The 12,586-nt window shown below is 44.2% G+C and carries 13 protein-coding genes and 4 tRNA genes; 3 read left to right on the top strand and 14 right to left on the bottom strand.

Annotated elements, in window-relative coordinates; all coding sequences use genetic code 11:
• Positions 1 to 241: 241 nt before the first annotated feature.
• Both nadE and FFM80_RS12415 read right to left on the bottom strand, forming a co-directional pair.
• On the bottom strand, positions 242 to 1,069 hold the full coding sequence (gene nadE, locus FFM80_RS12420) for an ammonia-dependent NAD(+) synthetase (RefSeq protein WP_137641088.1): 828 nt from the start codon (positions 1,067 to 1,069) through the stop codon (positions 242 to 244).
• 15 nt (positions 1,070 to 1,084) lie between these two features.
• Complete coding sequence (locus tag FFM80_RS12415; protein WP_137641087.1) at positions 1,085 to 2,551, bottom strand: nicotinate phosphoribosyltransferase; 1,467 nt, start codon at positions 2,549 to 2,551, stop codon at positions 1,085 to 1,087.
• Positions 2,552 to 2,711: 160 nt separating this feature from the next.
• On the opposite strand from FFM80_RS12415, the gene FFM80_RS12410 reads away from it, so the two are divergent.
• The gene (locus tag FFM80_RS12410) at positions 2,712 to 3,446 is read left to right on the top strand and encodes a WecB/TagA/CpsF family glycosyltransferase (protein ID WP_137641086.1); all 735 of its coding nucleotides are present in this window, start codon (positions 2,712 to 2,714) and stop codon (positions 3,444 to 3,446) included.
• A gap of 50 nt (positions 3,447 to 3,496) precedes the next feature.
• Here the strand turns inward: FFM80_RS12410 and FFM80_RS12405 are convergent, their stop codons facing one another.
• From FFM80_RS12405 to FFM80_RS14565, 3 genes are read right to left on the bottom strand one after another with little or no spacing between them, the layout of a single operon-like run.
• The gene (locus FFM80_RS12405) at positions 3,497 to 4,168 is read right to left on the bottom strand and encodes a CPBP family intramembrane glutamic endopeptidase (protein WP_137641085.1); all 672 of its coding nucleotides are present in this window, start codon (positions 4,166 to 4,168) and stop codon (positions 3,497 to 3,499) included.
• Positions 4,169 to 4,184: 16 nt separating this feature from the next.
• Positions 4,185 to 4,361 (bottom strand): hypothetical protein, encoded by a 177-nt coding sequence (locus FFM80_RS14570; protein WP_171001115.1) that lies wholly within the window; start codon positions 4,359 to 4,361, stop codon positions 4,185 to 4,187.
• Positions 4,362 to 4,374: 13 nt separating this feature from the next.
• A complete protein-coding gene (locus FFM80_RS14565; RefSeq protein ID WP_171001114.1) occupies positions 4,375 to 4,542 on the bottom strand; it encodes a hypothetical protein in 168 nt (55 codons plus the stop codon).
• A gap of 273 nt (positions 4,543 to 4,815) precedes the next feature.
• Between FFM80_RS14565 and FFM80_RS12400 the strand changes: the two genes are divergently transcribed.
• Positions 4,816 to 5,061: a hypothetical protein gene (locus FFM80_RS12400; protein WP_137641084.1), complete on the top strand. Its 246-nt coding sequence runs from the start codon at positions 4,816 to 4,818 to the stop codon at positions 5,059 to 5,061.
• 89 nt (positions 5,062 to 5,150) lie between these two features.
• Here the strand turns inward: FFM80_RS12400 and FFM80_RS12395 are convergent, their stop codons facing one another.
• The 3 genes from FFM80_RS12395 to proC all read right to left on the bottom strand — a co-directional run bounded on the left by FFM80_RS12395 (position 5,151) and on the right by proC (position 8,011).
• Positions 5,151 to 5,852, bottom strand: a complete 702-nt coding sequence (locus FFM80_RS12395) for a GntR family transcriptional regulator (protein WP_137641083.1) — start codon at positions 5,850 to 5,852, stop codon at positions 5,151 to 5,153.
• A gap of 23 nt (positions 5,853 to 5,875) precedes the next feature.
• Positions 5,876 to 7,015, bottom strand: coding sequence for an N-acetylglucosamine-6-phosphate deacetylase (nagA, locus tag FFM80_RS12390; protein WP_137641082.1), 1,140 nt, complete (start codon positions 7,013 to 7,015; stop codon positions 5,876 to 5,878).
• A 201-nt stretch (positions 7,016 to 7,216) separates the two neighbouring features.
• The gene (gene proC / locus FFM80_RS12385) at positions 7,217 to 8,011 is read right to left on the bottom strand and encodes a pyrroline-5-carboxylate reductase (protein WP_137641081.1); all 795 of its coding nucleotides are present in this window, start codon (positions 8,009 to 8,011) and stop codon (positions 7,217 to 7,219) included.
• Between the two features lie 157 nt (positions 8,012 to 8,168).
• Here proC and FFM80_RS12380 point away from each other — a divergent pair, with 157 nt between their 5' ends.
• A complete protein-coding gene (locus tag FFM80_RS12380) occupies positions 8,169 to 8,660 on the top strand; it encodes a GNAT family N-acetyltransferase (RefSeq protein ID WP_137641080.1) in 492 nt (163 codons plus the stop codon).
• A 182-nt stretch (positions 8,661 to 8,842) separates the two neighbouring features.
• Here FFM80_RS12380 and FFM80_RS12375 read toward each other — a convergent pair.
• From FFM80_RS12375 to FFM80_RS12350, 6 genes are all read right to left on the bottom strand, one after another.
• A tRNA-Gln gene (locus FFM80_RS12375) sits at positions 8,843 to 8,914 on the bottom strand.
• A 9-nt stretch (positions 8,915 to 8,923) separates the two neighbouring features.
• A tRNA-Tyr gene (locus tag FFM80_RS12370) sits at positions 8,924 to 9,006 on the bottom strand.
• Between the two features lie 63 nt (positions 9,007 to 9,069).
• Entirely contained in the window at positions 9,070 to 9,921 is an 852-nt protein-coding gene (locus tag FFM80_RS12365; protein WP_137641079.1) for a metallophosphoesterase, read from the bottom strand.
• Positions 9,922 to 9,997: 76 nt separating this feature from the next.
• Entirely contained in the window at positions 9,998 to 11,470 is a 1,473-nt protein-coding gene (locus FFM80_RS12360) for a peptide MFS transporter (RefSeq protein ID WP_137641078.1), read from the bottom strand.
• A gap of 842 nt (positions 11,471 to 12,312) precedes the next feature.
• Positions 12,313 to 12,385: transfer RNA gene (locus tag FFM80_RS12355), tRNA-Thr, on the bottom strand.
• Positions 12,386 to 12,432: 47 nt separating this feature from the next.
• Positions 12,433 to 12,505 (bottom strand) — tRNA-Asn (locus FFM80_RS12350).
• Positions 12,506 to 12,586: the final 81 nt, after the last annotated feature.

Raw genomic sequence — 12,586 nt, 5'->3', positions numbered from 1 at the left:
TATAACGGATAACGGGATTACTGTCTACTAATACTGTTTCCTAACTACTTGATAGGCTAGTTATTTCAAGCTGAAGCTAGCCACTCTAGTTGGACCAGCTTTAGCTTAAAAACGCTCTGTCGACCACTTTTGGGCTACAAATCTACCCACCACATACCTCAACAGTGGACGGCCAAGTACCAAAAGATCCACTATCATCCCTCTAAACGGGGCTGGTAGTGGATCAGTTTATCAAGCAATTTTATTTCCAAAAATCATCAAAAACATTAATTGCGGCATGCCGCTTATGTGCGGTCTTCAAATACCAAGCTTCGATCTTTTCAGCGGCCTTGGCATCGATGTCCTTACCTTCCAGATAGTCATCGATATCATCGTAATGCACGCCTAATGCGACTTCGTCTGGTAATGCCGGCCGGTCGTCTTCCAAGTCAGCGGTTGGAATCTTCTTGTATAGATGTTCCGGCGCATCTAAAGCCGCTAACATGGCGCGCCCCTGACGCTTATTCAGCCGGTATAATGGCACGATATCCGCACCACCGTCACCGTACTTGGTGTAAAACCCAGTGACGGCTTCCGCGGCGTGATCGGTTCCCACGACGGCACCATGCCGTTCGCCGGCAATGCCGTATTGCACGATCATTCGTTGGCGTGCCTTGATATTACCCTTATTAAAATCATGGATTGTTAGGCCAGTTGCTTCTAAGGCCGCGACCATCGCATCGGTTGGGCCCTGAATATCTACACGGTCCGTCTCATCAGCTTGCATGAAAGCAATCGCCGCCATCGCATCCGCTTCATCGGCTTGATCGCCATACGGCAACCGCACGGCGATGAATTGATAGTCATCATCACCGGTTTCAGCGCGCATCTCCTTGATGGCTAATTCTGTTAACTTGCCGGCTAACGTGGAGTCTTGGCCCCCAGAAATGCCTAACACATACGTCTTTAAAAAGGTGTTTTTCTTTAAATAAGCCTTTAAAAAGTCGATGCTCCGGCGAATTTCAGTTTCGGGGTCGATGCTGGGTGCTACGTGTAGTGCCTTGATAATTTCAGTTTGTAATGGCCGCATTGGTCAAAATGCCTCCTAATAATCCTTCTTACTTACCCAATCACGAACGGAATGGATAATGTTCATTTTGTGGTCGTACAGTTTTTGTGATAAATCAACCGGGTAATCTTGTGGATTCAAATCCCGCTTATATTCATCCCAAAGTGATTCCAAACTATCATGCGCGTATTGTTTGATTTCGTCAATCGCTGGCAGGTCATAAACTTGCTTGCCGTGATCATAGATGGGCGTCAAGACTGGGCGCGCATCAAAGTCACTGACCGTCTTATTAATATACGTGAAGCTTGGATGGAACATATAGATTGATTCTTCATTGCGCGGATCTTCATCATACAAGGTGATATAATCCCCTTCAGACTTGGCATCGGCGCGCTTCGTGATTCGCCAAACTTGCTTGCGGCCGGGCGTTGATACTTTTTCAGCGTTATTGGAAAGTTTGATCGTGTCAACCATCTTATGATGGTCATCTTCAATCGAAACCATCTTATAGACGGCCCCCAAGGCTGGTTGGTCAAAGGCCGTAATGAGTTTCGTCCCAACGCCCCAGACACTAATCTTAGCGCCTTGCATCTTCAAGTTTTGAATCGTTTTTTCATCTAAATCATTCGATGCATAGATCTTGGCATCCGGGAAACCCGCTTCGTCTAATTGTTCACGTACTCGCTTAGAAATATAGGCCATATCCCCACTATCAATGCGGACACCTTGGAAGTTAATCTTGTCGCCCATTTCTTTAGCCACTTTAATCGCACTAGGCACGCCACTGCGCAACGTATCATAAGTATCTACTAAGAAAACACAATCGTGGTGGGTCTGCGCATAGGCCATAAAGGCTTGATAATCATTCCGGTAAGTCTGAACCAGCGCGTGAGCATGGGTTCCGCTAATCGGAATGCCAAAGATCTTGCCGGCCCGTACATTACTAGTGGCGTCAAAGCCGCCAATATAAGCGGCCCGGGTACCCCAGATAGCGGCGTCTAATTCTTGTGCGCGCCGCGTCCCGAACTCTAATAATCCATCGTCGCCAACCACAGATTTGATCCGGGCTGCCTTGGTGGCAATCAACGTTTGGTAGTTGATAATATTGAGGAGCGCCGTTTCGATCAGTTGACAGGTCGCCAATGACCCTTCAACTTGCATCAACGGTTCGTTGTTAAAGACCAGGTCGCCTTCGCGGGCTGACCGAATCGTGGCATCGAATTTAAAATGCCGTAAATAATCTAAAAAGCCTTCCGAATAGTCTTGCGATTCACGTAAATACGCGATATCACTATCCGTAAAGTGCAGATTATTGATATAATTAACTACTCGCTCGAGACCAGCAAAAATGGCATAACCATTTTGGAATGGCATTTTGCGGAAAAAGACTTCGAAGACCGCATGTTTGTTATGAATCCCCTGTTCCCAATAAGTTTGCATCATGTTGATCTGATAAGCATCCGTATGCAAGGTTAAACTATCATCCGGATAGATTTGAGTCATGAGTTTTGTTCTCCATTTCGTATTTGTGAACGTTACATTCAACTAGGTTATGCCTATTCTATCATTTTTCTAGGCGCGATTGAATGTAAGCACTTGAAAAAATGCAAAAAAGTAACTTTTACCTAAAATTAACGATTAATTTCTGAAAGTGAGGCCGCTTATGCCAGCACCATTTACCACCGTTAACATTCTCGACGTCCCGTTTATCAAGACAACTAACACCGCGTTCTTGCAACAATTGCAGACGGATATTTTGGCCCATCGTAATCGCTTCGTCATTACCGCCAATCCCGAAATCTTAATGTATGCCCGTGAACATCCCGACTATCAACGCGTATTAACGCAAGCCGACTACATTACCCCGGATGGCATCGGCGTCATTCAAGGTGCCCAGATTCTAGGCACGCCGTTGCCAGAACGGATTACCGGCTATGATACGCTGCTTAACTTGTTGACTTGGGGCGCGCAACATCGCCAACGCATCTTTCTATTGGGCGCTAAACCCGCCGTTTTAAAGGCCGTCGTCGCCAAAGTTAAGGCCACGTATCCCAACCTCGTCATTGCGGGCGCACTGGACGGCTACTTTGACGATGAAGCCGCCGTCGTTGACCAATTAGTGGCTGCTAAGCCTGACATGATCTTTATTGCGACCGGGTTTCCCAAGCAAGAATTCTTTATCGCTAAGTACCGTCACCGCGTTGATGGCCTCTGGATGGGTGTCGGCGGTAGTTTTGACGTCCTCGCAGGAGCCGTTAAGCGAGCACCGCAATTCTGGCAACGTCATCATATTGAATGGCTGTATCGGTTAATTCAAGAACCAAGTCGCTTTAAGCGGATGTTAGTCTTACCGCGATATTTGCGGCTGGTTAAAAAGATTGCTAAACAACAACGTTAAAAAACGACTAGACTATCAAGCTCGCTTTGATAGCCTAGTCGTTTTTTAATTTAAGCCAAGCAAATATTAATCACCGTAATTAACCAATTATTAAGCACATGCCCAAATATCGCAGTACCTAAATTGTTCGTTTTAATCGTCAACCATGATAACGTACAGCCAATAACAAAAACACCAATTAAATTAGCTCCACTATACCCGTGAGAAAATGCAAAAAGCAAATTAGTTACCGTCACTGCTAATCCAATATTGAACCACTGACTGAAAAAGTTTTGAACAATGCCCCTAAAGAAAAATTCTTCCATGATAGGACTAACAACATTCGTACAAATCAACGTGACCAATCCTAATCGACCTTTAATTAGCGTAATCAACTCACGACTTTCAGTCTCTGGGCCGCTAGTCAATAAATATGCTAGCAACATCATGACAAGGATTGATAGCATTATGCCTGAGACGGCCAACAACATTCCCTTTATCGATGGCCACTGAATTACCACCGTCATGTTCTTTTGATACACTGACCACAAAACCTTAAAGGTGACTATTGTTAGCACAACTAAAGCCAACCAATGCCAAAATGAATTAACATTTTGATCGTTCTCACCCCACCAATCCCAATAACCAGCTGCAAGCGTTGGCAACTGCATCACCATCAAAAGTCCCAATCCGATAACGACTTGGCCACCAAGTCTCAATCCCTTAGTTACCATTATTGCCATATAGATTACTCATTTTTTATCGACCCCTTTTTTTCCGGCTTTTATGTTTAGCACCACTTAGACCATCAACTAGTCCCCAAATAAGATCACGGGTTGCTGACCAACCAGGGATGGGCAAACTAATCTTTCCGCCCATTGTTTGAGCCAGTTCATCGTCATTTAGAATAGGATACATGCCTAATTTATTGTTCATTACAAGCCTCCATTTAAATCCAAGCGTCCCTTCCAAATTTCAATCCTGCGCGGACAACTTTACGAATACTTCGCCCAACACCATATGCAAAATTATAATCATATTGACTACCGCCAGTAACCTTTTCAGCATCGGCATCAGTCAAATTAAGATAGTTCTTAAAGATAACATTCAACTTCAATTTTATCTTCCCCTTTCCTCTCAATTGTACTGACGCCATTGCAAACTTGATTAAAATATTTATTATCGTTCATATTTTAACTTTTTCCGTACAACGATAAGTTTCATCAACCTGCTTGACTCACAGCCAGACTACTTTAGCTGAATATTTCATTTTCCAGCTCTAGAATTGTTCTTAATCTTCGTTCACTTGCCATACAAAACTTCTTCTAAATAACTGGTGCGGCGAACAGGCTAAACTGAAGTCACCTAATAGGCGAGGAAGTGACTCAAAATGGGTGCTTTTCTACTGGTCGCCGTCTTTTTGATCCTCTGTTTACCGAATCATTGGGAAGATCACTTAATCTTACGGTTTGGCAATTACCGGTATTTAATCTTCTTACCAATTTATTTGATTCTATTAACAGCAGTCTGGTGGACAAACGCGTTATTAGTGCCGTTAACAGCGATTTTGTTAATCTTGGCAACTTGGCTAGATCTTCACCGGGCAGCCCAACTGCATCATCATCGGCCAGAATAGGGCGACGAAAAAGGTCCACGTAAACTCGAATAAGGGGTTACGTGGACCTTCTATTTTAACATTCGACAAGCTAGGCTTACCGAACCCGTTTATTTTTCCAAATAAAACTCAAACCGATTACCAACATACTGCGTCCGCACGTATTCAAACGGATCGCCCGTCTGTAAGTACGAAATCTGTCGTAACCGCAATAACGCATCGCCGCGACGGACGGATAAATATTCAGCAATCCGTTCTGAAGCAGACATCGCTGAGACCGTTTGTTGGGCTTTGCCGGGGACTAAGCCGGCCTTTTCTTCCAACGTCCGGTATAGCGAACTGGTAACTTCATCTTTGGTAAATTGCTTAACTAACCGTTCAGGGACGGTGGCGACTTCAAAACAAATCGGCACATCATCCCCGTAGCGAATCCGTTCCATCCGTAAGACTTGTTCGTTGGGCTTTAGTGACAACTTTTCACTTTCAGAAAGTGACGGACTCGTCACATGATAGGAAATCGTTTTGCTTGACGGAACTTTTCCTTGGGCCAGCATTAAATCAGTAAAGCTGGTCACCCCAGACATCTTTTCTTGGACTTTTTGATTGGCCACAAAGGTGCCGGCGCCGACTCGCCGCTCTAGTATCCCTTCATCAACCAACGTTTGAATCGCTTGGCGTAATGTCATCCGACTCACATCAAATTGACCAGCTAGCTCGCGTTCAGATGGAATCCGATCGCCGACTGCCCACCGACCCGCTTCAATGGCTTGTTTAATTTGGTTATGAATTTGAATATAAATTGGCGAACTCATTGGTACTCATCCCTTACTAATAATTATTTATTTTCAGCTTTTTTACCGTAACTGTAAGTGGCAACCAAGTCTTGGTCAGCATCTAAGACGTTAATATCCGCATCTTTGCCAGCTTCCAAAGTTCCCTTGCTAGTTAAACCGAATTCACGGGATTGGTTGACTGAAGACATCTTAACAGCTTCAAAAATACCGCAGCCAGTAAACTTTTGAACGTTCTTAAAGGCATTGATATAAGTTAACACGGAACCAGCTAAGTTACCAGCTTCAAGCCGGGCTTGACCGTCTTTAACGATTACTTTTTGACCGCCTAATTCACTAACACCATCGGGCTCACCCTTGGCACGCATGGAATCAGTAACCAATTCAATGCGATCGGCACCTTTTTGTTCATAAGCCAACTTGATCATGTCAGGAACGATATGGAAACCGTCACAAATCAATTCACAAGTCATATTGTTTTCCAACATCGCATGGCCCGTCACACCTGGTTCACGATGCTTGAATTCACGTTGCGCATTGTATAAATGAGTAACGTGGGTCGCTTTACTTGCTAATAATTGTTCCCGAGTCGCATTGCTGTGACCGACTGAAGGCACAATCCCATTTTCCAAGCAATATTTTTCGAATTCCCGCGAACCAGGATCTTCAGGAGCATAAGTAATTAATTTAACGCGGCCACCAGACAATTTATTCCAGTTGTCTAATAAAGCAACGTTTGGATTCTTGATATACTTTTCAGGTTGGGCACCTTTAAAGGTTGCTGAAATGAAAGGTCCTTCCAAATGAACCCCTTGAATAACTGGATTTTCTTGGGCCGCTTTGTTGATTCCGGCCATTGAATGATCCAAGTTTTCATTGGATTGGGTCATCGTGGTACAGAAATATGACGTAATCCCTTCACGGGCCACCATATCGTTGACCATTTCGTTAATTTCAGCTGGATTACCATCCATTGAATCAAAACTATAACCACCGTGGCTATGCACATCGATAAAGCCGGGAACAATGGTTTTCCCGCTGACAAATTCGATATCGTCGTCTGGTTCAGCGACATAGTCATCCATTGGACCAACCGCTTCAATTTCTTTACCAAACCGGATATAACCGTCGTCGATCTTTTCTAGACCAGTATAGATGATGGCATGTTTTAATACTTTGCTCATGAACAAATTCCTCCTTGGATTTACTGGTTATATTATAATCGGTATAGACCAAAAATGCAAGCTGGAAAGCGTGTGAGGATCGCTGGGGTGCTTTCGAGCATTGCCTAGCTAATCAATTATACCGGTGATTTTTCGGTATGGTTGGTTAGCGTAGCAAGCGCAGGACGCAGTCACTTCGAACACGTTTCAGCAAATAATCCCTTAAGCGTCGCCCAGTTCCTTAGCAATCGTGGCATCAATCCCTTTAACCACCGAAGTCATAAAACCAGCTTCCTCCATCGCTAATAACCCAGCGACCGTCGTACCACCTGGTGAGGAAACTTGATCAATCAGCTCAAACGGAACTTTGTCTGAGGCAAGGACCATCTTGGCACTTCCTAAAGCGGCTTGGGCTGCAATTTTAGTCGCCGTTGCCTTGTCCAAACCGTGTTTAACCCCCGCTCGAGCCATCGCATCGATAAAGAAGTAAACGTAAGCTGGCGAACTCCCAGCTAGCGCAGAAAAAGTACTAAAATCCTTTTCTGCCACTTCACTCGTTTCCCCAATCGCATCAAACAACTTTTGACCGGCTGCATATTGGTCAGCCGTCAGCGCCGCGTTACCGATTAGCGCAGTCATCCCAGCCCCAATCGCCACGTTCACATTCGGCATGATCCGTAAAATCGGCAAGTCGCCAACCGCATCGGCATAATCAGCCAGATCAATCCCTGAGACCATCGTGATAACCCATTTGCCAGCCGTTAACGCCGTTTGTACGCTTTTCAAGACGTGGAGGGCAATATTGGGTTTAACCGCCAATACCACCACGTCAGCCGCTTCTGCTACGGCTAGATTTGACGCGACCGCGTGTAGCCCGTTCGCTTGCGCATATGGTTCATAGCTTGCCTGATGCGCACTATGGATATAGAAATCAGCCGGTGCGACCGTTTTCGTCTTTAACCAACCATCAATAATGGCCCGACCCATATTGCCGGCACCGATAAATCCAATTTTCATTTCATCAAACTCCCTCAAGTTAAGTCAGTCATAAATCAGCTATCACTACTATACCAATTCTAGAATTAAAATACCTCGATAACGGCATAATTTCACCGATTTCCTGTTAAATCGCGTATGATTGAGGTAATGATTCGAGATTGTGAGGTTTTATCTGATGACATTTACATTTGCACCCGCTAAAATAGCTGATTTATCCGAGATTATGACCATCGAACGAGCCGGCTTTACACCAGCTGAAGCTGCCAGTGACGCTAGCATGCAACAACGGATTGCGCAAATCAGTGACACGTTTATCGTCGCTAAAGACGACCACGGTCACGTCGCCGGCTATATCGTTGGCCCAGCTTCTGATAGTCGCTACATTACCGATGATTTATTTGCAACAGTTACACCGAATGTGACTACTGCCAAATACCAAACGGTTTTAAGCTTAGCAGTCGCCCCTGAGACACAGGGAAGTGGTTTGGGCAGCCAATTGCTGGCTCACTTTGCAGCCATCGCCAAAGCAGCCCAGCGCCGCAGGATTACCCTGACTTGTTTGAAGCGATTGGTTCCCTTCTATGAAAAGAACGGCTATACGAACGAAGGTCAGGCTGAGTCTGAACATGCTGGTGAGGTTTGGTACAACATGGTTAAATTGTTCTAAGTATTCAAAAATCGCACTTATCGAGAATCAACGATAAGTGCGATTTTTATTCGATACGCCCATTGTGTCAATAAAAATCCGTTAGCTAAAAAATAAGTTATTCATTTCACTAATATTAATATTAATTCAAAACCAGCGTATGAAGATACAAAAAAACAGCCACCGTAGTGACTGCTTGTTAGTTGGGCTAGCTGGGTTCGAACCAGCGCATGACAGGATCAAAACCTGTTGCCTTACCACTTGGCTATAGCCCAATGATGAAATGGAGGGGAGTGGATTCGAACCACCGAACCCGAAGGAGCGGATTTACAGTCCGCCGCGTTTAGCCAGACTTCGCTACCCCTCCGTGAATCATTCAACTATATTAGAATACATAATTTTGAATAAAAAATCAACCCTTTTTTCAAAATTAATTGAATTTTTCTGCTAATTTCTCGGGTAAATCCAATAAAAACGTTTCCAATCGCCATTCAGCCATGAAGTTATCAGTCCGCCACTCGTTCAATCGTTTACGACCATAGCCCACGGCCTGATCATAATACATCGTCCCGTTATAATCACGTGGCGCAGGATGTAAATGCAGGTGGCCAAATAACACATGGCTAACTTGATATTGCTCTGCTAACGCACCTAATCGCGGTGTTCCCATCAAAGCTCGGGCCATCTCCCAAAAATGATGCCCCTGTCCCAATGGAACAAAATCGGCCCGTGGTACAAAATGTGTCATCAAAATCACTTGCTTATGCGCTATTTGCGCCAGTTTTAATTGAGCGGTGACCTGAGTTAACATTAACTGGGCGCGTTCTGGGTCACTCAGCGGTTGTTTAATCGACCGATCGATCCAATAGGCATACTTCCACTGGGCTAGGTCACGCGCTGTCACACCCGGCAAATTAGCTGCATATTGATAATCATACCAGCCATTATGACCAATAATCCGCCAGTCAGTCTGTGGAATATCTATAAATCGATTATGCAGATAGCCGTCAAAACCACCTGCTTCTAGCTCATCAAAGCTGACGCCATTCACCATATCATGATTGCCAGCTATCCATAAGACCTTTGTCTGGTCCCCCAAGCATGCCTGTAAATCGACCACATATTGCTGACTACGTTGAAAGTCATTGAATAAGTCACCCGCAATCAGATACCACTGAACATGCTGTTGGACTAAATACGCAGCTTGCTGCACCATCATCTCATGTGCGTCCACCCGATTCACATCAAAATGGTTGTCACTGCTGAATGCCAATCGCACCATGCTGATCACTCCTCAATTTTAGCCAAAATAAAAAGGCACGTTATCTTTACAATAACATACCTTTTGGTTTTAACGTTTATCGAACGCCTTGCATGGCTTTTTTAATCATCGGTACCATCATAAAGAGAATAATCCCTAAGAGGACACTGACAATCCCGATTGATGCAAAGTATGGGACTTCGGTCTTGGTTGAATAGAACCGTACTAATTGTGCATTTAGCGCACTACCAGCTGAATCAGCTAAGAACCACATACTCATCATCTGTGACGCGAAAGCTTTAGGTGCCAATTTAGTTGTAACTGATAACCCAATTGGTGAAATCAACATTTCGGCAATTTCAACCACGGCCCAGCTACCGACCAACCACATTGGGCTAACCTTGCCGGCGGTACCAAAGAAGAAGCCTGGCATTGCCATAATTAAGTATGACACCCCAGCAAAGACCAATCCAACGGCAAATTTAGCCGGTGAACTTGGTTGTTTCTTACCCCATTTCGTCCAAAGGAAGACGAATGGTGTGGTGTAAATCATAATAAATAACGGATTCAAAATTTGGAAATCAGAGGCTGCTAAATGCATCCCCAAGAAATGCAAATTAGTCCGATCTGCCGCAAACAAGGCCAAAACAGCGGACCCTTGCTCTTCGATTGCCCAGAATAATGCGGCGGCGATAAATAACGGAATATAAGCCCGTACCCGTGATCGTTCTTGAGCATTAGTCTTATCCGAAGTTAACATCAAGGTAAAGTAAGCGATTGGTGTTAAAATAACGAGCACACTAATCAAAGTAATAATGTTAGGTAACGTCAATGCGTGCATGAGTTGCATCAAGACTAAGACTAAGCCTAAACCAACAATCCCGATAATCACGCGCCGCATTACTTTGCTTAAGTCACCCGGTTCCAATGGATCAGTCGGGTATAAACTAGCGGTACTTAAATTCTTTTTACCATCAAAGTAGTATTGCAATAACCCAAAGAACATCCCAATGGCAGCTAAAGAGAAGCCTAAGTGGAAGTTAACGCCCAAACCAATCCGACCAACTAAGACGGGCGCCACTAAGGACCCCAAGTTTATCCCAAAGACGAAAATACTAAACCCAGCATCACGCCGAGTATCTTCTTCAGTATATAATTGACCAACCATATCGGACACGTTAGGCTTTAGTAACCCAGTCCCAATCACAATCAACGCAATCGAAACGAATAAAGCTCCCACCCCAAATGGTGTTGATAGCACAATATGACCAACCATGATGAAAATACCACCAATGAAGACGGTCTTCCGGCTACCCCAAACTCGGTCAGATAAAAAGCCACCGAGCACACTGGAAACATAAACCAGTGCTGAGTAAATCGACATAATTGAAGCGGCGGTCACTTGATCGAAGCCAAGACCACCCTTAGCAACACTGTAGTACATATAGAAAATTAACAGTGCCCGCATTCCGTAATAACTGAATCGTTCCCACATTTCAGTGAAGAACAATGTTCGTAAGCCACGTGGTTGGCCGAAGAACGAACGGTCCAGCTTTTGTTCTTTATCCAATTGAATTTCCTCCAAACTGCATCTAACAGATCATCATCGTTTAAAAGTAACAAAATTTGTTTCTTAATTAAACATAATAACTATTATACTAGCCTTAATCTTATTCAACAACGCCTTTAATTGACTTTTAATTTACGCACCATAAAGCTATTATTTTCTCATTTTAATAAATTAAACAAAAATAGCGCTAACTCGCCAAAAACTAACTATCATTGGACATGTAACCGATTTTATGAATATTATAATGACATCAATTTCTAATTTATTCCTGGTGAGTAATTATTCGGTGGCGCCGGCGTTAGATGTTTATTAAGAACTTAAAAAGAAAGCATTTGAGCCACCCAACTCTATTAAACGCCATTACTTACCATTGTTTGACGTAGCCAATCAGTGACATCTTTCAAGGTGTTTCTCAGCCGAGGTGCAACCAGACCGTTTCATTAACCTAAATATTAGCCTCTGTGTTGTCTGTCAAAAATTCTTAAGACATTAAAAACAAAGTAAGCTCTCAAACTCAACGTTTACGTGACAAGCTGTCTAGGTTGATTTGGGTAGCTATGATTACTGAACTGTATCGTTCATATACAGCCGTCAGCCACACAATCCTCTCCATCGACAAGCCAGACGCTGTGCCACCAGATGACTAAAGGAGACAGATAAGTACCCTAACCTCATTTTCCATTTAACTGGCAATAACGCTCGCCTAATTCTGGAACCACTATTTGATGGTACAAAAAAACCAGTCACTATCAACTTTGAGTTGACAATAACTGGCACGTCATAATTTTTGTTTTTAGTTCGGCGGTAAAGAAAAAGGCGAGATCACATCTCACCCTCCAAAGTGCCGGCTACCAGAGTCGAACTGATGACCCTCGGTTTACGATACCGATGCTCTACCAACTGAGCTAAGCCGGCATATGATATAAAAAAGATGTCAACACCGTGGGGGCTAACATCTGTCACTCCGACAGGCGGGCTCGAACCGTCGACATCTTGATTAACAGTCAAGCGCTCTACCAACTGAGCTATGTCGGAATATTCGCATGGCAACGTCCTACCCTCGCAGGGAGCGATCCCCCAACTACTCTCGGCGCTAAGAAGCTTGACTTCTGTGTT

The sequence above is a fragment of the Lactiplantibacillus dongliensis genome (assembly GCF_005405105.1).
GTDB lineage: Bacteria > Bacillota > Bacilli > Lactobacillales > Lactobacillaceae > Lactiplantibacillus > Lactiplantibacillus dongliensis.
This window is presented reverse-complemented; position numbering and strand designations above follow the sequence as displayed.